Annotated in this window: 20 protein-coding genes and 1 pseudogene; 9 read left to right on the top strand and 12 right to left on the bottom strand. The window is 39.3% G+C overall.

All coding sequences use genetic code 11. The features are described from left to right. Positions 1 to 5 precede the first annotated feature (5 nt). From MHH87_RS06360 to dinG, 5 genes are all read right to left on the bottom strand, one after another. The gene (locus tag MHH87_RS06360; RefSeq protein ID WP_340748487.1) at positions 6 to 731 is read right to left on the bottom strand and encodes a DnaD domain-containing protein; all 726 of its coding nucleotides are present in this window, start codon (positions 729 to 731) and stop codon (positions 6 to 8) included. A 156-nt stretch (positions 732 to 887) separates the two neighbouring features. Beyond that, complete coding sequence (asnS, locus tag MHH87_RS06355) at positions 888 to 2,183, bottom strand: asparagine--tRNA ligase (protein WP_340748486.1); 1,296 nt, start codon at positions 2,181 to 2,183, stop codon at positions 888 to 890. 32 nt (positions 2,184 to 2,215) lie between these two features. Further along, positions 2,216 to 3,409: a pyridoxal phosphate-dependent aminotransferase gene (locus MHH87_RS06350; protein WP_340748485.1), complete on the bottom strand. Its 1,194-nt coding sequence runs from the start codon at positions 3,407 to 3,409 to the stop codon at positions 2,216 to 2,218. A 14-nt stretch (positions 3,410 to 3,423) separates the two neighbouring features. Further along, positions 3,424 to 3,906 (bottom strand): cell wall elongation regulator TseB-like domain-containing protein, encoded by a 483-nt coding sequence (locus MHH87_RS06345; RefSeq protein WP_340748484.1) that lies wholly within the window; start codon positions 3,904 to 3,906, stop codon positions 3,424 to 3,426. Between the two features lie 97 nt (positions 3,907 to 4,003). Further along, positions 4,004 to 6,790: an ATP-dependent DNA helicase DinG gene (dinG, locus tag MHH87_RS06340; protein WP_340748483.1), complete on the bottom strand. Its 2,787-nt coding sequence runs from the start codon at positions 6,788 to 6,790 to the stop codon at positions 4,004 to 4,006. Between the two features lie 149 nt (positions 6,791 to 6,939). Between dinG and MHH87_RS06335 the strand changes: the two genes are divergently transcribed. From MHH87_RS06335 to MHH87_RS06310, 6 genes are all read left to right on the top strand, one after another. Continuing rightward, on the top strand, positions 6,940 to 7,359 hold the full coding sequence (locus MHH87_RS06335; RefSeq protein WP_340748482.1) for a pyridoxamine 5'-phosphate oxidase family protein: 420 nt from the start codon (positions 6,940 to 6,942) through the stop codon (positions 7,357 to 7,359). A 565-nt stretch (positions 7,360 to 7,924) separates the two neighbouring features. Then, entirely contained in the window at positions 7,925 to 10,015 is a 2,091-nt protein-coding gene (locus MHH87_RS06330) for a methyl-accepting chemotaxis protein (protein ID WP_340748481.1), read from the top strand. Between the two features lie 449 nt (positions 10,016 to 10,464). Beyond that, positions 10,465 to 10,965, top strand: a complete 501-nt coding sequence (locus tag MHH87_RS06325) for a hypothetical protein (RefSeq protein WP_340748480.1) — start codon at positions 10,465 to 10,467, stop codon at positions 10,963 to 10,965. Positions 10,966 to 11,158: 193 nt separating this feature from the next. Further along, positions 11,159 to 11,944 carry an amino acid ABC transporter substrate-binding protein gene (locus MHH87_RS06320; protein ID WP_340748479.1) on the top strand — a complete coding sequence of 262 codons (786 nt, stop codon included), beginning with the start codon at positions 11,159 to 11,161 and terminating at the stop codon, positions 11,942 to 11,944. Between the two features lie 428 nt (positions 11,945 to 12,372). Beyond that, a complete protein-coding gene (locus tag MHH87_RS06315; protein WP_340748478.1) occupies positions 12,373 to 13,029 on the top strand; it encodes an amino acid ABC transporter permease in 657 nt (218 codons plus the stop codon). A 14-nt stretch (positions 13,030 to 13,043) separates the two neighbouring features. After that, the gene (locus MHH87_RS06310) at positions 13,044 to 13,793 is read left to right on the top strand and encodes an amino acid ABC transporter ATP-binding protein (RefSeq protein ID WP_340748477.1); all 750 of its coding nucleotides are present in this window, start codon (positions 13,044 to 13,046) and stop codon (positions 13,791 to 13,793) included. Positions 13,794 to 13,869: 76 nt separating this feature from the next. Here the strand turns inward: MHH87_RS06310 and MHH87_RS06305 are convergent, their stop codons facing one another. The 7 genes and pseudogenes from MHH87_RS06305 to cobT all read right to left on the bottom strand — a co-directional run bounded on the left by MHH87_RS06305 (position 13,870) and on the right by cobT (position 19,917). Further along, positions 13,870 to 14,211, bottom strand: a complete 342-nt coding sequence (locus tag MHH87_RS06305; protein WP_340748476.1) for a hypothetical protein — start codon at positions 14,209 to 14,211, stop codon at positions 13,870 to 13,872. 170 nt (positions 14,212 to 14,381) lie between these two features. Beyond that, positions 14,382 to 15,719, bottom strand: a complete 1,338-nt coding sequence (gene lpdA / locus MHH87_RS06300) for a dihydrolipoyl dehydrogenase (RefSeq protein WP_340748475.1) — start codon at positions 15,717 to 15,719, stop codon at positions 14,382 to 14,384. A gap of 110 nt (positions 15,720 to 15,829) precedes the next feature. After that, positions 15,830 to 16,195, bottom strand: coding sequence for a DUF423 domain-containing protein (locus MHH87_RS06295; protein ID WP_340748474.1), 366 nt, complete (start codon positions 16,193 to 16,195; stop codon positions 15,830 to 15,832). Positions 16,196 to 16,217: 22 nt separating this feature from the next. Then, the gene (locus MHH87_RS06290) at positions 16,218 to 17,168 is read right to left on the bottom strand and encodes a carbohydrate kinase family protein (protein WP_340748473.1); all 951 of its coding nucleotides are present in this window, start codon (positions 17,166 to 17,168) and stop codon (positions 16,218 to 16,220) included. Positions 17,169 to 17,429: 261 nt separating this feature from the next. After that, complete coding sequence (locus tag MHH87_RS06285; protein ID WP_340748472.1) at positions 17,430 to 17,993, bottom strand: 3D domain-containing protein; 564 nt, start codon at positions 17,991 to 17,993, stop codon at positions 17,430 to 17,432. A 310-nt stretch (positions 17,994 to 18,303) separates the two neighbouring features. After that, positions 18,304 to 18,669: a hypothetical protein gene (locus MHH87_RS06280; RefSeq protein WP_340748471.1), complete on the bottom strand. Its 366-nt coding sequence runs from the start codon at positions 18,667 to 18,669 to the stop codon at positions 18,304 to 18,306. Between the two features lie 205 nt (positions 18,670 to 18,874). Next, positions 18,875 to 19,917 (bottom strand): annotated as a pseudogene (gene cobT, locus MHH87_RS06275) (nicotinate-nucleotide--dimethylbenzimidazole phosphoribosyltransferase). Between the two features lie 241 nt (positions 19,918 to 20,158). On the opposite strand from cobT, the gene MHH87_RS06270 reads away from it, so the two are divergent. From MHH87_RS06270 to MHH87_RS06260, 3 genes are read left to right on the top strand one after another with little or no spacing between them, the layout of a single operon-like run. Then, positions 20,159 to 20,518, top strand: a complete 360-nt coding sequence (locus tag MHH87_RS06270) for a GntR family transcriptional regulator (protein WP_340748470.1) — start codon at positions 20,159 to 20,161, stop codon at positions 20,516 to 20,518. A gap of 3 nt (positions 20,519 to 20,521) precedes the next feature. Beyond that, positions 20,522 to 21,388, top strand: a complete 867-nt coding sequence (locus MHH87_RS06265; RefSeq protein ID WP_340748469.1) for an ABC transporter ATP-binding protein — start codon at positions 20,522 to 20,524, stop codon at positions 21,386 to 21,388. Beyond that, a complete protein-coding gene (locus tag MHH87_RS06260) occupies positions 21,385 to 22,080 on the top strand; it encodes a hypothetical protein (protein WP_340748468.1) in 696 nt (231 codons plus the stop codon). The genes MHH87_RS06265 and MHH87_RS06260 overlap by 4 nt, the downstream gene beginning before the upstream one ends. Positions 22,081 to 22,096: the final 16 nt, after the last annotated feature.

Raw genomic sequence — 22,096 nt, 5'->3', positions numbered from 1 at the left:
CCCTCCTATTCTCTCTCTTCTAGCCAATTATAGAATGACACTTTTTTCGTAGCAATATCTTGTACAGGTGGCTGTTGGGGCTGGTGTGTAACGGTTGACCGTTGACGGAACTGCTCAGTATGCTGCTCAATTTGCTTAATAGACGTAATATTTTTCTTTTTCCATTCAAATAATATTCGGTCAATGTAACGCAATGACACTTTCCCTGCCAATACCGCTTCTTTAAGTGCCGCTTTAATAATTTCAACAGAATGGCGATCTACATCAATCCACATTCCAATCGTTTCGATTTCAATTGGTGACAGTAATCGACCAAATTCCTGTTCAAATAAGCCGAAAATTGCCGCCTCTTCATTTTTCTCACCTATTTGTGCAACTTTTTGTTGTGATGCTTCTATATGATCTAAAATGCGTTCCCATAACGGATAGAGCGAAAATTTTTCATTTAGTTTACCAGCCGCATCTACCCCTTGAGTAATTTCAAGCAAGCCCTTTTGCATTAAACGCTGCAGCATTAATGAAATGGCATTCGGTTGAAAATGAGTACGGTTTACTAAATCGTCAGGTGTCGGAAATTCTACACCTTCTGCATGAAATGCTAATAAATGTAACACAATTATTGCTTCATCATCAGCAACATTTAATTGTCGATAAAACTGAAAAAAAAGCTGAGGAATCGTAACATTCCCCTGCTCAGTCCAAACGCGGATTCGATTATATGCAGTATTCATTTAGAATCCCCCTTTGACTAAAATAAGGTAATGAAGGGGCTGTCCCGAAAATGAATTCGGGCAACCCCTTAGAGTGCAATTAATTATGAATTTTTAGGCCAATAGGATGTTGGACCGGTACGCTTGCCACACGATGTGGCGAACTTAGGTTACTTCCTATGGATAAAGACGATTAAGCAGACGTGGGAACGGGATTGTTTCACGGATGTGTTCTGTTCCTGAAATCCACGCTACTGTACGCTCTAAACCAAGACCGAAGCCTGAGTGAGGTACTGAACCTTGTTTACGCAATTCTAAATACCATGCATAGGCATCCATTGATAGACCGTGTTCATTAAGACGTGATTTTAATAAATCATAGTCATGAATACGCTCAGAACCACCAATGATTTCGCCGTAACCTTCTGGCGCAATTAAGTCTGCACAAAGGACAACATCATCACGGTCTGGATGTGGCTGCATGTAGAATGGTTTGATCCCTACTGGATAGCAAGTAATGAACACCGGCTTGTCATATGTGTTGGCAATCGCCGTTTCATGTGGTGCACCGAAATCGTCCCCCCACTGAATATCGTCAAAACCTTGCTCGTGAAGGAATTTGATCGCATCGTCATAAGAAATGCGCGGGAAAGGTGCTGTAATGTTCTCAAGTTTTGAAGTATCACGACCAAGACGTTCTAATTCCAGCTTGCAGTTTTTTAGTACAGATTGAACGATATGCGACACATATTGCTCTTGTACTTCTAGGTTTTCTTCAAATTCAACGAAAGCCATTTCTGGCTCGATCATCCAGAACTCGATTAAGTGACGGCGAGTTTTCGATTTTTCAGCACGGAATGTTGGTCCGAATGAAAATACTTTTCCTAATGCCATGGCAGCTGCTTCCATATATAGCTGACCTGATTGAGAAAGGTAGGCATCTTCATCGAAGTATTTTGTCGCGAATAGCTCTGAAGTACCTTCTGGAGCTGAACCCGTTAAAATTGGAGGATCCATTTTTGTAAATCCATTGTCGTTGAAGAATTCATACGTTGCACGAATAATTTCGTTACGTACTTTCATTACCGCATGTTGTTTACGAGAACGTAACCATAAATGACGGTTGTCCATTAAGAACTCTGTACCATGTTCTTTCGGTGTGATTGGGAAATCTATAGCCGCGTGAATGACTTCAATTCCCGTTACACTAAGCTCGCAACCAAACGTTGAACGCTCGTCAGCTTTTACTTCGCCAATCACATACATTGAAGTTTCTTGTGTCATGCCTTTTGCTACTGTAAAAAGCTCTTCGCCTACTTCCTCTTTTACAACAACGCCCTGCACAAAGCCAGAACCGTCACGTAATTGTAGGAAAGCAATTTTGCCGCTTGAGCGTTTGTTCGCTAACCAAGCACCTAGTTTCACTGTTTCGCCGATATGCATAGGCATATCTTGAATCGTAATTTTTTTCATATTGCCCTCCAAAATCTAGAGCACAGTACGTCTTAGTCTTGCCATTTTGATTTTACAAATGTGTCGATGCGACGAACTGCCTCTTCTAATAATTCTAATGATGTTGCATACGATAAACGCATTGTTGCTGGTGCACCAAAGCCTGAACCTGGAATTACTGCAACATTTGCTTCCGTTAATAACGCGCTTGCAAAGTCATCTACTGATGCGTAGCCTGTTTTAGCAGCTGCTTCTGATACATCCGGAAGTAAGTAGAAAGCACCTTGAGGCTTTAATACTTTGAATCCTGGGATTGCTGCAACTTTAGGGAAAATTACTTCTAAACGTGATTCAAATGCTTGACGCATAACCTCTACTGTCTCCTGAGAGCCGTTATATGCCTCAACTGTTGCATATTGTGCAGTTGTTGTTGAATTTGAAGTAGAGTGGGATGCTAAGTCCGTCATCGCGTTTACAATTGATGCGTTCCCTGCTGCATACCCAATACGCCAACCAGTCATTGAGTGCGATTTTGCCACACCGTTGACAACGATTGTACGTGCTTTAACCTGCTCTGAAAGTTGCGCAATTGAGAAATGTTCTACTCCATTGTATACAAGCTTTTCATAAATTTCATCAGAAATGATTAGAATATCTTTATCTTCGGCAACTTTAGCTAACTCCGCTAATTCATCTTTCGAGTAAATCATACCAGATGGATTAGATGGTGAGTTAATAATAACTGCTTTTGTTTTATCTGTTACAGCGTTTGCTAATTGCTCAGCTGTAATTTTGTAACCTTGTTCAGCTGTACCTTCCACATAAACAGGTACACCGCCCGCTAATTTTACTTGCTCAGGATAAGAAACCCAATACGGAATCGGAATAATTACTTCGTCACCTTCATTTAAGATTACTTGGAAAAGCGTATAAAGCACGTGTTTTGCACCTACACCAACGATAATTTCGTTTGCTTTGTATGTAAGGTTATTGTCACGTGAAAGCTTGTCAATAATCGCTTGCTTTAATATAGGAAGACCGCCTGCTGGAGTGTATTTTGTAAATCCTTTATTCATTGAGATTGCGGCAGCATCTAAAATGTTTTGCGGTGTATTGAAGTCAGGTTCGCCTGCTCCAAGACCAATTACGTCAATGCCTTGCTCTTTTAGTTCCTTCGCTTTTGCTGTAATCGCCAGCGTTGAAGATGGTGTTAAAGTTTTTACACGGTTAGCTAATAATTGTTTCATTGAATTATTCTCCTCTACAAGTTCAAAATGCGTTTCCACCATTGTCCGTCTTCAAACAAAATATAGACATAATTAAGTTTTTCAGCTTCGTTAGTATAAGTAATTTCCCATACCGCGCCCGCCTCTTCAAAGCCTAATTTTGTATGAAGTATTTCTTTTACGGACGTTTCATTACTTAAAACGGTTAATGCTTGTTCTTTTGTAATACCGTCCTGCAAAAATACTTCCTGCATCGAATTCTCTTCTAAACTGATTGGGACGAAAATTGCTTTTTCCTTACCATATTCGTCTACCCCGAATACGGTAGTGTACGGCTTATTACCATTGTAAATGTAGGATTCTGAAACAACAGCAAGCGCCTTTGTATCAAGTGCTAGCTGTTCTGCTTGTTGTTCCATATCGTTGAATGGAGCATCGGCTTTCCAGAGTACTAAAACTGAAATGACAAGTGACAAAGATAAAATAAATACAGCACCAAAAATAAGCCAGTTTTTCATTCGTTCACCTGTAATTTCACAGATTGTAACGGATGGTTGCCGTTAACTGCGCTTTTGTAAAAATTTTGTTTCATAATTGTCAACCTGCTTTCTTTCCTCATCGTTTTTCATTATACCAAGTTCCGAGCTCTTGTACCATAGATGTGAGGGGTAGTTTTTGTATAGAAATCGGGGGTAATGCACGAATAAACTCCCCACCATATGATTTTGTATCAATTCGTCGGTCAAGCACGATGAATACCCCTTTATCTTCGCTTGAACGAATCAAACGACCGAAGCCCTGCTTAAAGCGTATAATCGCTTCAGGTAATGATAATTCCGCAAATGAATTACGGCCATTTGATTGTAAAAAATGCGCCCGAGACTTAAATGTCGGCTCATCAGGTGATGAAAACGGTAAACGCACAACAATAACTGCTGAAAGTCCGTCACCCGGTACATCTACCCCTTCCCAGAAGCTATTTGTCCCGAACAACACGGAATGATTAAACTTTTGAAAGGATTTCAGTAAACGCATGCGACTTCCTGCTGTCACACCTTGTGCAAATAACATATAGTCTCTGAGTAGCTCGCTTTCTTGGATGAGATCCACCGTTTTACGCAGCATGTCTTGCGATGTAAATAGGACAAAGCAGCGCCCTTCTGTTGTACGAACGGTGCGCGTGATGGCATGTGCTACTGCCTCAATATAATCCGTCTGGGATACGGCTTGAATATCCGGCATATCTGTTACCACATAGGCTTGCGCACCGCTATAATAACTTGGTGACGCCTGCAACACTTCGATTGGAACAGTAAGGTCTATACCGAGCTGGTCCGTAATGAAACGCTCATTATTTGGCACTGTTAGCGTACCAGATGTCCAAATAATCGATGCATGTTCTCGAATTGGGTCAAATAATTGCTGAATCACTGTCGTCACATTAATTGGCTTTTTAAAGAGCTGAATACTAGCAGGAATACTGCGGCGATCTACTTCAATCCAGGCTGAATAATGCTGATGCTGAATAAGGAATACCTCATCCCATTCCGATGCCTTTAACTTAAACTCGCGAATCCAGTATTGCCATTGCTCCAGTAAATACTGGTGTTCTGGTGCTAACTCGTCAACACCACCCTCAAACTGAACCGCTACCTCTTCTGCCAAATCAATCCAATTTTGAATCGCCGCTGAAACTTGCCCAATGCGTTTAAAATCAATGTCTAAATCTTGTAGGAAAATCGTTGGTTTCAAGTCGTGCTTATTCATGTTTTTCAGAGCTTGTTGGATATCCGAAACGAGTAGATTAATTGCGCCATCAAACTGTGTCGTCATTTGCATGAAGCGTTTTTCAAGCAGTAGCAATGTTTGTTTCGCTACACGTTGTTTTTTTAATGCCGCGCGCTGTAAGGAATAAAATAACTGTTCATCTGTGTAATTCCCAATTTGCCCGAATAAATACTTCCAGTTTGTGTAGGAGAAGATTTTTTCATCGCGCTGAATAGCAGCTTGCACAAATTGATGCGCCTCATCAATGATCCATCCGCCGATATTATCAAAAATTTGTTCATGGCGTACTAAATCAGCGAGTAGCATTGCATGATTGGTAATAATAACATCCGCCTGACGACTATTTTGCAACGCACGCGCGTAAAAATCATACAGCGGCATCTTCGTTTTCGGCACTTCAATTTTACGAATTTTATCTAATAGTAATTGTCCCCCACCTGTTACATTGAGCTCATCTAAGTCCCCTGTTTTCGTTTTAGAAAGCCAAATTAACACTTGCAGAACCGTTAATGTCTCATCATACGAATCATCTGGCACTTTTAACATATGCTCAAAGCGCGTGACATCCACGTAATGATTCATTCCTTTCAGTAGTGCAACTTTCACTTTTTCACCTAATACCGCTTCTAGCTTCGGTATTTCGTTATACAATAGTTGGTCGAGTAAATGTGATGTATATGTACTAATACCAACCTTTTTACCTTTTGTTTTGGCATAGTAAATCGAAGGCAGCAAGTAGGCCAAAGTTTTCCCAATCCCCGTTGACGCCTCAATAACTTGCTCCGTTTTATTATTAAAACTACGCCAAATGGTATCCATCATATGAAATTGCTGTGGGCGCTCTTCATAATTTGGTAGCGCACAAGACAAAAGCTCCATTTTTTCCGCATTCGTCTCTGGATAATGGTATTCGGGCACACTTGAACTCGGTGTTGGTGCCATTTTTTGGATTGCCAGTTTATTAAAATACACATGGTCCTTCGAATCCCCTACTTTTTTGCGTTTTTCATGAAGGGCTTCAAAAAACAGCTGCGATAAATTTGTTTTCAAACGGAATGAACGTTTATGCAGTTGCTCTAAAGTAAGCTGGGGTAAGTTAAGTAGCTCTTCCCAGCATTTCTTCAATAAAAGAGCCGTCGCTTTGGCATCATCATCCGCACGGTGCGCGCTTTCAAGCGGAATATTTAAATCGCTCGCTAAATCACTAAGTTTATAGCTCAGAGACATCGGAAATAATATTTTCGCTAGTTCAACTGTATCAATTTTTTTACCATGCCACTTCGGTAAACCGGCACGTATAAACTCCGACTGTAAGAAGGTCACATCAAAATCGGTATTATGTGCAACAAATACCGCATCTTGAAGCAGCTCATAAATATATTCAGCATGCACCTCAAATGGATGGGCGTCCGCAACATCAACATCCGTAATATTCGTTAAATCTTGAATAAGCAAAGGAATTGGTTTTCCTGGGTGAATGAATGTTGTAAAAGTCTTTTCAATACACCAATTTTTCATAATGACAATAGCGATTTGAATCATCCGATCACCATTTGACGGCGAGTGCCCTGTCGTTTCTAAATCAACTATTGCATATTTCTGACTTTCCATCATTGCGCTCAACTCACAGTTCAATTAATTATAACGGCATTTTATCATATTTTTCGTTATCCGGTCATGCAAAACATGTAGACAATATTCCGTTTAATTTTTCATCTGTTAGGAAATAGATAAACGCATGTTACATCGAAAGGATGATCGAAATGGAATCGGTAAAAAAAGAAATTTTAGAAGTCCTCAATAACTCCCATATTGGAACAATGGCGACAGTGAGTAATGGGAAGCCGTTTAGCCGGTATATGACATTCAAAAATAAAGATTTCGTGCTGTATACCGTAACAGATAAAAACTCTGATAAGGTGGACGAATTATTAGCAAATCCATATACACATATTTTATATGGCTATGAAAATGAAGGCTTTGGTGATGCTTTTGTTGAAATTGAAGGCAAAGTAACTGAATTTGATGATGCGGCATTGAAACTAAAATTAATGGATTTCTTCGCTAGCCTAGTTTTCAAAGAAAGAGAGCAGATGGTCATTTTAAAAATTGAACCAATTCGCATGCGCCTCATGAATAAAAAAGGTGAGCCACCGAAAGAATTAGAGTTTTCGTTAGAATAATTAGAAAAACACAACTCGCCCAAATTAGGGCGAGTTGTGTCTTTCCATATAAAAAATCCCCGAGCCATTTGTCGCAGCTTGGGGATTTCGTTTATAAATTATATGTAATTGAACGAACTTGTTTAACTTCTCTTTAAAAAAGGGTCTATTAAAGGCTCCTGTTGTGTAACTAGCTAATCCAAGCGTACTAGGCACGATTGTAATATGTTTTCACTACTGAAGTTTAATTCCACAATATCAACACGGTTATTAAACATAACCATAAAAAAGAGCAGGGGCTCATCTCCCTGCTCGCTGCAAAAGCTTCCCAGCGAATCCGTGCTGTTAGCGGAAGCTTTTGTTGTAAAGCCGAAGCTCTACGAAGGTTTTGGCACCTAAACTTCATTATACATATAAGATGTGGTTTTTGCAAGTAGATTTTAGACAACACTTATCATCTATGAATTTTCGTATTATTTACATTTTCGGACTAAAATGCTATATTTTTTACATATTATTCTTTTTAAATAGACATTTTGAAATATCTATTACATTAACTTTCAATACAGAATAGGTGGTGCTCTATATGAAAAAGCAACGAAGTTTAGTTTTACGTTTATCTTTAATAACAATTGGTGTGTTTTTGGTATTATTCACTCTATTTAACATCATCACTAATCAGTACGTGTATGACATTAGCAAAAAAGATCAGCAGCAATACGTTGAGGCTTTATCAAAAAACAGTGCTCTACTCATTCAAGAAAAGTTCAATGAGACAATCAGTTCGTTACAGGCAGATCGAGACCTTCTTGCTTCCTTATATAAACAAAACCAATTAAAGGGCGCAACGATTTTGGATTATAAAACGCAGGCACTGGAATCAAATGAAGAGATTTTAGGCTACGCGGTTATTTTAGATAGTCGCAATTTCTCCTCTGTAACCGAAGCAGACAGGCAATATATTGGAGAAGATTTAATGTATGCCACTTATATAAATCGTGTAAACGTTGACATCCACGCTGACTTTATCGAAGATGCCGCAGCTGGCGAATGGTATTTAGAGCCTAAAGCGAAAGGCCAAACGTATATAATAGAGCCGTATGATTATGAGCTAAATGGCCACACAATTTCCATGGTATCAGTAGCGATGCCGATTATAGTAGACAATTTGTTTATCGGCGTGAGTATTGCTGATTTTTCACTCGATTTTTTAGATCCAATTGTTCATGAAAACACTCCAGAAACAGCCATTCAGCGTGTTATTTCATCTGGGGGGTCTATCGTTTCGGATAGCCACGATGCAAATAATATTATGAAAAGTATTACGGAAATTACAACAGACTGGGACGGCATTAATGAAACAATTCAACGTGGTGAATCTTGGTCCTCCTATGCACATTCCACAACGTTTGATGAAGATGCGTACTCTGTGTTCCTACCGATTCAATTAGGTACTAGTGAAGACAACTGGATTATTGAAACACTCTTACCGAAATCAACAATATTAACAACGTTTTTTACAATTTTAAAAATGTCTTTATCCGCTAGTATTTTAATTGGCTTAATACTAGCAGCGGTTACCTATTTCTCTATTTACCGTAATTTAAAGCCGCTGAAAAATGTACAGCATGCATTACAGCAGGCAGCGCAAGGAGCCTTAACGATTTCGGTGGATGCGAATAAATTACAAAATGATGAAATTGGTGCAGTTGGCTTAGCCTATAATGCGATGCGTAGCCAGATGCATGAGGTTGTCTCAGATGTCAGTGCTTCCTCTACCCAGGTAGACGCACAGGCCGAAACAATGAACCGCGTAATGGAAGAAATGTCACAAAGTAGTGCAGAAATTTCAACGGCAATTGACGAAATTGCCAAGGGTGCGCTAAGTCAAGCCGAGGAAATTGAGCAATCGAATATGCACCTATCACTATTAGGCGACCGGATTGACGAGCTTTCTCTTCTATCTAAAGATATGATGGTACAAGTAAAAGCAACTGGGGAACAAGCACAATCAGGTATGGCAGAAGTCACTAAGCTACGAGAACATAGCAATAATACGAATGATGTAAATGCACAATTAGAACAACAGATGAAAAACCTAGCACAAAAAATTGCCAATATTGATCAGGTGATGAGTTCAATCCAAGGCATTACAGCACAAACAAATTTACTTGCGCTTAACGCATCGATTGAAGCTGCTCGTGCTGGCGAACATGGCAAAGGCTTTGCAGTTGTCGCAGATGAAGTTCGCAAGCTTGCAGAACAATCCCACCGTGAAACTGAAACCGTGCAGCATACAGTGACGAGTATTTTACAAGAAGCGGAACAAACGGCTGTCATCGTACAGAAAAACAGTCTGCTGTTGGCATTGCAAAATGATTCGGTAACAAGTACAGAATCAGCGTTCCATGAACAATCGCTCCAAGCTAAATTAATTCAGCAGCAGCTCTCAGGTTTAATGGATAAACTAGTCATCATGCTTGAACAAAAAGAATCTGTCATGACCGGCATGCAAACGGTCGCAGCCATTTCGGAACAATCCGCAGCTTCCGCAGAAGAAGTAACGGCTAGTGCCGACGAGCAAGTACAAGAAATGCATAAAATCGTCAAGATGATGCACGAATTAAAAGACGTAGCAACCCAACTAAATGCTGCGGCAAGCCGTTTTAAACTATGAACAAAAGCGCTAAAGTGCCTGCTTAGCCCCGACAGCTGCTTGCGAGCCCGAAGCGAAAGTAAACGCTCCACCACTTTCGCCAGAGGGCAGACCGCGACCTCGAGGGGCTGGCGCTTTAGCCTAGACGTTGCATTTACTTTTTTGTAAGTTATCCACATGGCGGTATTTTATAATTTCCTTAACAGAAATAAAATGAAGGGATGGATTGCTACGGTCCATCTCTTTTTATTTCACGAATTTTATTAAATCATTTTTTTTTTTGAAAAACGAGAATTGACGAATTTAATATACGACTTATCCGCAAATAAGTGCCATTGACGCTTAATTTCAAATAAGTTGTAGGTTAATTTCTCCAATTACAGCATTTATGAAAAAAAAACATCTGCATTAATAATTTCAGTATTCAAATAGAATGCAAGACATAATAACAATCTAAGAGGAGGATTTGCATGAAGATAAAATGGATACCAACCGCTTTATTACTCCTACTGATTTTTCTAGTTAGCTGTACACCAAATGAAACTGCACCATCAGAAATCTCGTTACCTGAAAATATTCCCGCTTATGTTCAACCAAGTGACTTCGAGGCAATAGACTGGGATAAAAAAGCAATGAAATTTGGAGAGGCTGGAATTATCGGCAATGAAAATAAGTCAGGTGTGATCGGTGTAGACGCGCCAAGTTTAACAACACAAAAGTGGATGTGGCATGTTTGGGGGATCGAGCAAAACCTAGATACAAAGCTAACAGTTGTTGGAGTTCATAAAGATTTACAAATAGTCCACCCCATATTAACAGATGGCTGGACAATCGGCCTAAGCGGACCAGTAAATGGAGCTGATGCACATGCCCCTTCTCATGTGAAAATACTACAGCCCGGACAATGGGCGATTTTACTTTATGTCAATGAACAATTATTTGACGTTTTAATTTATGACATTAATGAATAACGAACATGCTTCGCTCTAGTTATTTAGAGAGAAGCATGTTTTGCAGTGCCAACTTCAAAGTATACTATCCCCTAATTCTTATCATATCTCCCATTGACATAATAAACTTGCGATGATACTCTTTAACGTATTAGTGATTTAGCACACTAAAGGGAATTCGCAGAAAAATACATATACAAAGGGGATAATAAAAATGAAACGTATTGTAACATTACTTTTTGCATTTACAGCATTACTCACTGTCTTAACAGCTTGCGGAACGTCAACTTCAACGGATGACGTAGCCGAAAAGGACACTATTATCATCGGTATTGATGATAAATTTGCACCACTGGGCTTCCGTGATGAAAAAAATGAAATCGTTGGCTTCGACATTGACTATGCACGCGCTGCAGCTGAACATATGGGCGTAGAAGTAACTTTCCAACCAATTGATTGGAAAACGAAAGAAACAGAATTAAGTAGTGGCCGTATCGATTTAATTTGGAATGGTTACACAATTACGGATGAGCGTAAAGAAAAAGTATTATTTACAAAACCATACTTAGAAAACTCACAAGTTGTCATGACATTAAAAGATTCAACACTTACTTCATTAAGTGATTTAGCAGGTACGGAAATTGGCGTTCAAGCACTTTCTTCAGCTGTGGATGCACTAAATGCAAATCCGATTCATAGCGAAGTAAAAAAAGTAATAGAATTCTCAGATAATGTATTAGCTTTAACGGATTTAAAAACAGGCCGCGTTCAAGCAGTGATTATTGACGAAGTTGTCGGAGAATACTATATGACGCAAGAGCAAGATACATTTAAAATTCTTGATGAGTCATTAGCACCTGAACAATATGGTATTGGTGTGAAAAAAGGTAATGAAGCATTACTCGAAAAATTACAAGCTGCTTTAGATAAAATGAATGAAGACGGTACAGCAGCCGAAATTTCTAAAAAATGGTTCGGCGAAAATAAAGTTTTAAAATAAAGGCTCTACACCAAAATCTGAACTTGATAGCACATTCCACTCCAGGCGGTCGCTTTCCACGGGCGTGGCTTAAGCCTCCTCGGGCCAACACGATGTTGGTCACGAAGGCGTTGCCACAGGACGTGGCGTTCTTAGCCCTTCGTTCCTAAACGCTTCGTGCGGGGTCTCAAGGCTCACGCTTTTCCCGTAGGAGTCGCCGCCTTCCGTTCCATGTGTCTTTAAAGTAGTACACTTTCTTTTAAAGTAAAGGACATGTTTTGGTAAAGACCCTTAATAAACAAATCAAATACTTGCACACATAAGAGTTTCCTCGATGGTTATGAAAATATAAATATCTTAACCACATAAGAAAGAACATCAACTCGCCTATTTTGGGCGAGTTGTGTCTTTTCTAATGAAACACTTATCTTTTTGGGAGGGAAACGTTGATGTCCGACTATTTTAATACAATGGTTTTACCGATGCTTGAAGGCGCCAAAATGACCGTTCTATTGTTCATTATTGCGATTCTTATCTCGATTCCATTCGGATTTTTATTGACACTCGCTGTAAAAAGTCGCTTTAAAGCGCTCTCTTGGTCAGCGCATACATATATTTACGTCATGCGTGGGACGCCGCTCTTATTACAATTATTAGTCATTTGTTTCGGATTACCGATGATTCCGGGCATTGGTGAATATTTAGTATTGGACCGTTTTGTAGCAGCATGCTTAGGCTTCTCATTAAATTATGCAGCGTATTTTGCTGAGATTTTCCGTGGTGGCTTGCTCTCGGTTGATAAAGGTCAATACGAAGCTGCACAAGTGTTAGGCTTAACTAAATGGCAAACGATAACGCGCATTATTTTGCCACAAATGTTCCGAGTGGCGCTTCCTGCTATATCGAATGAATCCGTGACACTGATTAAAGATACAGCCCTTCTTTATGCAGTTGCCGTTCCTGAATTGCTCCATTTCGCGCAAACAGCCGTAAACCGTGACTTTACAATCGTTCCATATTTCATCGCTGGTGCTATATATTTAGTCATGACGCTGCTGTTAACGATCTTCTTTAAATGGTTGGAAAGACGCTTTAAATTTGAATAAAAGAGGTGCATACGATGGCTCTTATCGAAATATCGAATTTGAAAAAATCGTTCGATCAATTACAAGTATTGAAACAAATTTCATTTAATATTGAAAAAAATGATGTAGTTGCCGTCATTGGGCCTTCTGGTTCAGGAAAAAGTACAATGCTACGCAGCTTAGTTCATTTAGAACAAATTAACGGCGGGAGCATCCTTGTTGAGGGCGATTATTTAGTAAAAGATGGTGTGTACGCAAAGCCACAAGAGGTAAAAAAAATTACCGCAAAAATGGGCATGGTATTCCAGCATTTCAATCTGTTTCCTCATTTAACGGTGAAGGAAAACTTAGAAATCTCACCAACTTTACTTAAAACCGAATCTGCTGAAGCGATTCAAAAACGCAGTCAAGATCTCTTACAAAAAGTAGGCTTAACAGACAAGGCGCATGTCTACCCTGCCAATCTATCTGGCGGTCAAAAACAACGTGTAGCCATTGCGCGAGCACTTATGATGAACCCGCAAATTTTATTATTCGATGAACCCACCTCTGCACTCGATCCGGAGCTAACAGGCGAAGTGTTAAAAGTAATGAAGGACCTCGCTGAAGAACATATGACAATGATCGTCGTTACACATGAAATGGGCTTTGCTCAAGAAGTTGCGAATAAAGTCGTCTTTATGGATGGCGGCGAAATTATCGAAGCAAATCATCCCGACGAATTATTCGACAATCCACAACATGAACGGACTAAAGCATTTTTACAAAAAACATCATCTAAATAATTCACAAAGGCTTGGCTCTGTTTAACGAGAACCAAGCCTTTGTGCGCTACGAATACATAATTCGCAACGTTTTATATTAAAACATCGTCGGTAAAAACTCCGATTTGTAACGACTATTTTTACGCAACCAAATTTTCAAAATATCTCGGTGTGTTAACAACTTACGGCGACGATAATAACGCTCCTTCACCTCGTGCAAACTTTCAAGTAACAATTTTGTTTCTGGGTAACAATTTTCCGGATTTACTAACATATCAAGCTTAAAGCTAATTAGCTCATGCTCCTGCAGTGATGCAAGTAACCCCGCAAATACAAAGCTCATCTCTGCAATCTCTTCTATTACCTCTAACTCCATTAGCCGAAACAACACATCTTCCACTTCTTTTTCAAGCGCAATTAAGCGCTGTTCGTCTGACATATCGACACGTCCTTTTGATAAAATTACTAGTTGAGTATAGTAGAAATTAGAGTTTTGGGTTAGAAATGGCACTTTGAAAAAAATAATTACGATGACAGATAAAAATACAACTCTAAGCATTATTCCATGCATACTAAATATTCAATATTATGTTATACTCTTAGATTTATTTAAAAATGGATCCCCAATCCAAACACCGCCCCAGCAACATCACCAATATGCTCACTCACAGTCGGATGTGGGAAAATCATACCTTCTAAATCCTTCGCAGTTCCACCTGCCACCTTCACCGCTAGCATAGAATTCAGAATTTCCGTTGCCCCATCTCCAACTACGCAGGCACCTAAAATTCGGCCGCCTAATGTTGCAGTAATCAGCTTTATAAAGCCTTCTGTATTGCCTTCCATCAATGCTTTCGGATTTGTTGGGAGTGCTATTTTTGTGACGATGGCTTCTTCTGACACTTCATGCTCAAGTAAGCCGAATGTTGCAATTTCAGGATTTGTATAGACGCAGCGTGGGATGTTGGTTTGATTGACAGGTATAGGGTGCTCCCCTAGCATCGAATCGATTGCATGCTTGCCTTCCGCCGAGGCAGAGTGTGCTAGCTGGTAGCCGCCAACTAAGTCCCCAATTGCATAAATCCCGGGAATACTCGTTTCGTAATGCTCATTCACTGCAATTAAACGTCCGTCCATCGCAAGGCCTAAACTTTCCGCGATTTCCACGTTCGGACGGCGCCCTGTTGCAAATAATAAATTTTCGTATGTATAAACGCCTTTTGATGTATGTATTTCATGGCCCTTAATTGCTTCAAAACTAAAGTCTAATACAAGCTCAATCCCTAGTTTCGCCATTTTTTCTCTAATGATTGGGCGTGCATCTGCTTCTTCGGTTTGCAAAATGTCCGCGCTATGGTTTAACACAGTAACTTTTGTTCCCAGTGGTGCTAAACTAAACGCCATTTCAATCGCAATAACTCCACCACCAATAATTGTTAGCTGCTTTGGTAATTGTGCGATATCAAAAAAAGTATCCGTCGTAAAATAGGTAGCCGTTTCAATCCCTTTAAATGGCGGTACAAAAGGTCGACTTCCTGTTGCGAGTATAACATTTTTCGCTTCAAACGCTTCCTCACCAACGTACACGATCCGATCAGCTGATACGCTTGCCTCACCACGGTACATCGTAATTTTTGCACTTTCAATAAAACCTTCAATATTAGCTAATAACTGCTGTACGACAATATCTTTACGTTTCATTAATTTCGGGAAATCAATGTTTACCAGGGGAACAGTAATGCCCCAGTCCTTGCCGCGCTGGATTTCCTGAACAAGCTTACTATGTTCAAGCATAATTTTAGACGGAATACAGCCGACATTATAACATGCGCCGCCTACCTTTCCCTTTTCTACAAGCGCTACGCTCATCCCTCTTTTAGCCGCATGAATGGCTGCCACATAGCCCCCTGGACCCGCGCCGATTATTGCTACATCAAATTGTTTCATTCAACTTTCACCTCAGTTTCACGATATCATGTAAAATTATGGAACGCAATGAATGATTTGCAAATTAAAATGTACTATATAAAGACCATTTACAGTAAACATTTTCTTATTTATAAAATGGCTGCAATGACACAACCCCAGCCAGCAAGTAATAGAACCCCACCAATTGGAGTAATAGCACCAAGCTTACGAATGCCTGTGATTGACAGCACATACAAGCTACCTGAGAATACGATGACACCTGCTGCTAGTAAGTATGTTGCCCATGTAAGGCCTACCATCCCACCAAATACATCATCCATAATTCCAACACATAATAATGCGAGCCCATGATACATTTGATAACGGACAGCCGTTTCCCATGTTTCCGCATAGCGTGGTTCTGCAAATTTGTCTTTCAGTGCGTGTGCGCCAAATGCCCCGAGCGCGACAGCAAATAAAGCAAAAATGGCACCTAGTAATAAAGCTATTTTCATATAGTTAACCCTCCTATCCAGTCTATTCTAGCACATCTGCTAGTTCTGGGAGCGCGGTGATGGCACCAACTTTTTCACAAACTTTAGCGCCAACTCGATTCGCAAACGCCACCATTTTTAGTAACTTTTCCTGCTTCACTGCTCCTGGCTCCGCTTGTTGCGCAAACTGACAGAGCATCGCCCCAACAAACGCATCCCCCGCACCGGTGGAATCAATGGACACTATTTTAATAGAAGGTATTTGCACGAGCGTATCCCCGTCTGAGAAATACGTACCCGCCTCTCCACATGTCACGGCAAGCCACTTAACGCCTAAATCATGCATTCGCGCGACACCTACTGAGAGCGATGATTGACCTGTTAAAATCTCCAGTTCCTCCTCGCTTACCTTCACAAATTGAGCACGCTGTAAAAATGGCTGGCACCTCTCAATAAATTCCGTACGGTGCCCCTTCCATAAATCTTCACGGTAATTGGGATCAAATGATAAAAATGAGCCCTGCGCATGAAATTGCTCGTAAAAATGCGTATATGCCGAATAAAATGGATCGCTCAATAGTGCCGTTGCCGAACCGAAATGAACAAGTTTGTACTGAATGAAAGTTGTTTCATCCACATCTGCGCGTGTGAACTGTGCATCCGCACCGCGATTAAATAAGAAGTCGCGCTCACCCCCTGCTACTCTTGATACAAAAGCGAGTGTTGTTGGAACTTCGCCATCCTTCACAAGAAAGTCTATACCTACCCCTGCATCCACTAGTGTTTGCTCTAAAAAATGACCAAATGCATCATTGCCTACTTTCCCAGCAAAAACAGCTCTACCTCCAAGTTTCACAATTGCCGCGCACACATTCGCAGGGGCACCACCTGCTTGTTTTTCAAAGTGCTGCGCTTTATTTAAATCTACATCCACTTCCATACTGAAAAAATCAACTAGCAGCTCGCCAATACATAATACGGAATTTGTCATCATGTTCTCTCCTTTACTATACTTCTTGGATTCTTAAGTGCGATTTATAGGCTCAAGGGATGTTTGGGTTGCACTCATTTGGAAACACCACCTGTAATTCGTTCCTTTTAGTATACAAGAAAATGATCGGTGTTAAATGAGAGAATGATGCTTTCATTCTACCTTTTGACGTTTATAAGAAATTGACTTCCATAGACAATAATAAAGGCTGTGCCAAAAGGTTATATTACCACCTTTGGCACAGCCCTTAAGCTGCCTAGCAAATTATTTTAAAATCTTCACCGTCACTGTTCGGCGTCCCCATTTGTAGGCTGTTGCTTTATCTGCAACAAGAATATCGATTTTATTGCCTTTAATTGAGCCACCTGTATCCCCAGCAATCGCAATACCGTAGCCTTCCACCCAAACCTTTGTACCTAGTGGAATGACTTTCGGATCTACAGAAATGACTTTAATACCTGGATCTTTTCGTAGGTTAATGCCCGTTCTTGAAAATCCTGAACATCCGGTACAATATGCTGTGTACGCGGATGCAGATACTTTGAACGTTTTTACTACATCTAGTTCTTCTTCTTCGTCAATCTGAACGGCTGGTTTATTTTTAATATGACTTGGGAGCTGTAGTACCAATCCTAACTCTGCTTCTTCCGTACTTTTTAAATCATTTAAGTCAAGTAGTACATCCACTGTCGTTTCGTATTTCTCAGAAATTTTTTCAAGTGTTTCACCGGATTTTACTGTATGGGTTGCAGCAAAAGTTGTATTGACAAACAGTACACAACTAAATGTTATTGCACTTGCTAAAGCCAAAACCTTTTTTAACATCATATGAGTACAATCCTCCTAGTTTTCGCAGTATAAACCGCAACTTTATTACCTAGGTTTAATTGTACACTTCTAATATTTCAAAACTATTACAATTATATATATAACAAATTACATTTGAAACATTTCCCAATGTTATTTTACATTAATAAATTAACTGAGCTATTCATGATATTCCAGTACTTTTTTAGCAAATTTTATTATACTAATCAATCTTATCCCTGTGAATGTGACAAAAACATTTCAATACTGTTGATAATTTTTCATCCTTTCCCAAACATCCATGCTAAATCCAGAAATATTTGTAATAATTCTAATGTTGAATAAAATAATGACGGTAAGAAAGAATAACTGCAGCTAACCATATAATCGGCGCTATTGAAAACATTAATATACAGCGCATAAACACCTCGCTTGTTAAAGGCTCCGCCAGGTCACCTAATGCTCCATATACTGCAAAACAGGGCCCAAACAATACGATGATAGAAAAGCTTATTATGAGTCCAAGTTTCTCTGCATGTTGCGGATGCATTTTTGTCGCGAGTACACTCGACACAATCAGAATCAACATAATAATTGCAATAAATAGCAGTACATTTAAATCTAGTTGACCATGTGTTACGTAATAAATAAAGACTAAAATTGCTGCTGTTATGATCATATGAATCAAGTTTTTCATTAAACAATCCCTCCTAATATGGAATGATAAAGCCTGGTCAAACACTTTTCTCATATTCGTTTTTGGTATACTGAATAATGTCCTCAACCGTCCGTCATAACTTCAAATTGGCAACTGGAACTACTAACACATCATATGATTAAAAAAAAGAAGTCTGAACCATTTGGACAGACTTCTTTCTATATTTATTTGTTGTAGCGCTTCATTAAATTTCAGTCTTCTTCGCAACGTTAGCACTTTCAAACGTTGCCATTTCCTTAATCATCGCATTGGCTGCTAGAAGTATCGGATAGGCAATCGCTGCACCGGTACCTTCACCGAGACGTAGGTTTAATTCAACAAGTGGATCTTTGCCGAGAAATTCAATTGCTTTTGAATGACCTGGTTCCATAGAGCGGTGACCGACAATCATATACTCTTCAACGCCTGGTGCAAGTAATCGAGCAATACAAGTAGAAACCATACAAATAAAGCCGTCCAGTGAAATTGGCACGCGATTTTCAGCAGCATCAATCATCACACCTGCCATTGCCCCCATTTCTAACCCTCCCACTTGACTAAGGAGCTCATAACCATTTTGTCCATCAGCACTATGGAAGCCAATTGCAGCACGAATAATATCTGCTTTATGTACAAGTTGCGTGACCGAAATACCTGTCCCACGTCCAACAAGCTCACTCGGATCGATTTTTGTCATCGCAGCAAAGCATGCACTACTTGGTGTAGTATTACCAATACCTACTTCCTCCACGATTAAACAGCCAACACCGCACGCTATCTTTCTCTTAGCCGCTTCGTACCCAACAAGAACCGCTTGTTTTGCTTCATCAATCGTCATTGCACGTTCTTTTACAAAGTTTCCTGTTGCCCGACGTACTTTCTTGTTTACAACGCCATCTGTGTCAAAATCCGTTAACACACCTTCGTCATAAACAGTTACGTCCGCACCAATTTGACGACCGAACACGTTAATGCCCGCACCACCATCGACCATATTTAACGCCATTTGTACCGTTCCTTCTTGTGGAAAAGCCGAAACCCCTTCAGCAACAATGCCATGATCTGCTGCAAATATTAAAATACCAGGTTGTAAATCAAGTTTTACTTGTCCTGTCATACCTGCAACCGCAATGGCAAGTTCTTCTAAGCGACCAAGACTCCCCCCTGTGGCTTTGTTAATGAATCAATGTAACGGCTCGCTTCTTGCCGTGCCACGTCATCAATCGTTGGAATTTTAAATGTTGTCAAAAAAACACTCCCTTATTCTAATCATCTGTTGCCTGTTTTAGTATATATCACTGACTTAGTTGGGCGCATAAGGAAAAATATATCTTAGAAAAACTACGCAGAAAAATGTAAAATAAAGGTTTTTTATCCCGAGGATCAAATACCACTAATGGAAATATTATCAAAAAATAGTTGACGAAAAAACGAAATAGTTATACAGTTAGTTACACAACCAACTAACCAAATAACTAGGAGGTGTATTGTGAATCAATCGCTCAGCAATGAAAAGCCCATTTTCCAGCAAATTCGAGAGCGTATTGAGGATGCTATTTTGGATGAAATATTAATGCCTGAAGATCGTATCCCGTCAACGAATGAATTTGCCAAGGAATATCAGATAAACCCTGCTACTGCAGGCAAAGGGGTTAATGAATTAGTAGATAAAGGCATAATTTACAAAAAACGAGGTGTTGGTATGTTTGTCAGTGCTGACGCTCGCTCTATTTTGATCGAGGAGAGAAAAGAAAGTTTTTTCTTTAACTACATTGAACCATTGAAAAATGAAGCAACTAGACTTGGCATCTCGGAAGAAGAATTAAACAATATGTTACGAAGGGGATAACGTATGATAATCGAAACGAGAAATGTGAGTATGTCTTACAAGGAAAAGCGAGCATTAAAAAATATTTCCTTTAAAATTGAAGGTCCAAAAATTATCGGTTTCTTAGGCCATAATGGTGCCGGAAAAACTACATTTTTAAATTTACTAGCTGGGCTCATTCCTGCTACAAATGGGGAGATCCTTGTTAATGGCAAAAACGTCTTTAATAATTCACGTATTTTAAAGGATATATGCTTTGTTGCGGAAACTGGAAACTTCCAGGAGGAATTGACGATAGGGCAAAGTTTAAAGGCTAGTAGCTTCTTTTATCCAAATTGGGATGCGGAGCTAGCATTAGAGCTCATTCAGCTTTTCGCTCTAAACAAAAAGGATAAAATTAAAAATCTTTCAAAAGGAATGGTTTCGGCTCTAGGTATCATTACTGGTTTTGCGAGTAATACATCCATTACAATTTTTGACGAACCATATATTGGTCTAGATGTAGCTGCAAGAAGTTTATTTTATGACCTTTTGATTAGTCAGCAGGCTAAATATCCTCGACTTTTTATTTTATCCACGCATTTAATTGATGAAGCAAGCAATTTATTTGATGAAGTACTCATTATGCAAGAAGGAAAATTGCTATTGCAAAAGAACTTTGATGAGTGGAATGACTATGTTATTGCCGTAAAGGGTGCACCTCAAAACGTGGAAAAAGTGATCGAACCTTTCGAAGTCATTTATAAACACACATTTATGAATGAATTGACAGCAATCATTTATTTAAACGGGCAATCCATTGAACAAACAGACTTAAAATTCGAAAATGTTTCATTGCACGACATGCTAGTGTATTTAAGTAAACAGCAGAAGGAAGGTTTGTATGTATGAATATAGTAAAGGGAAGTTTTTATGTTCTATTTCTTAGCTATAAAAAACAAAACATCATTTTCTGGAGCATTATCACTAGCATTGTTTTATTGTCTTTCTTTTTAAACCATGCGTTCAGTGAAAATATTCATTTCTTATTATCAATTTCTATTCCCGTTTATATTTTTTACTCCATTATGGCTTCTAAACTGATAAACAAAACGATGCCCTATTTTTTAAAACTTGGTGTGAATCGAGTACAATATATTGCGATTATTGGATTGTTTTTTGTAACATGGAGTATTGTTGGTGCTTTAATTATTGGTTTATTCCACGAAGGAATCACATTATTATCCAGCTCACTTAACATTAAAAATGCGATATTAATCCATCCTATTTTACTTTTCAATGTAGAACACCCGTTCATGCAAACCTTTTTACTAGATGCCGTATTGCTAATAAATGCGTTAATGTTCGGACTATTCATTAACATGATGTTTTACAGATTTGGGACAATCGGCGGCTATTCGTACATTGGCTGTCTCGTTTTCGTACCAATTGCAACTGTCATTTTTGATTTGTATGAATCTCTACTAACTGTTTTCAATGATTTAACATTTATTTCCTTCATTACATTTCTCATTTTGATTAGCATCATTTTTTATGTCCTAATTGCGAGCAGCTTACGAAAAGTACCCGCGATTCCAGCATAACAATTAGAAAAGCCGA

This window comes from Solibacillus sp. FSL H8-0538 (assembly GCF_038003525.1).
Lineage (GTDB): Bacteria > Bacillota > Bacilli > Bacillales_A > Planococcaceae > JBBOPI01.
Note: the sequence above shows the minus strand (reverse complement) of the source record. Positions and strands in the feature narration are given on the sequence as shown.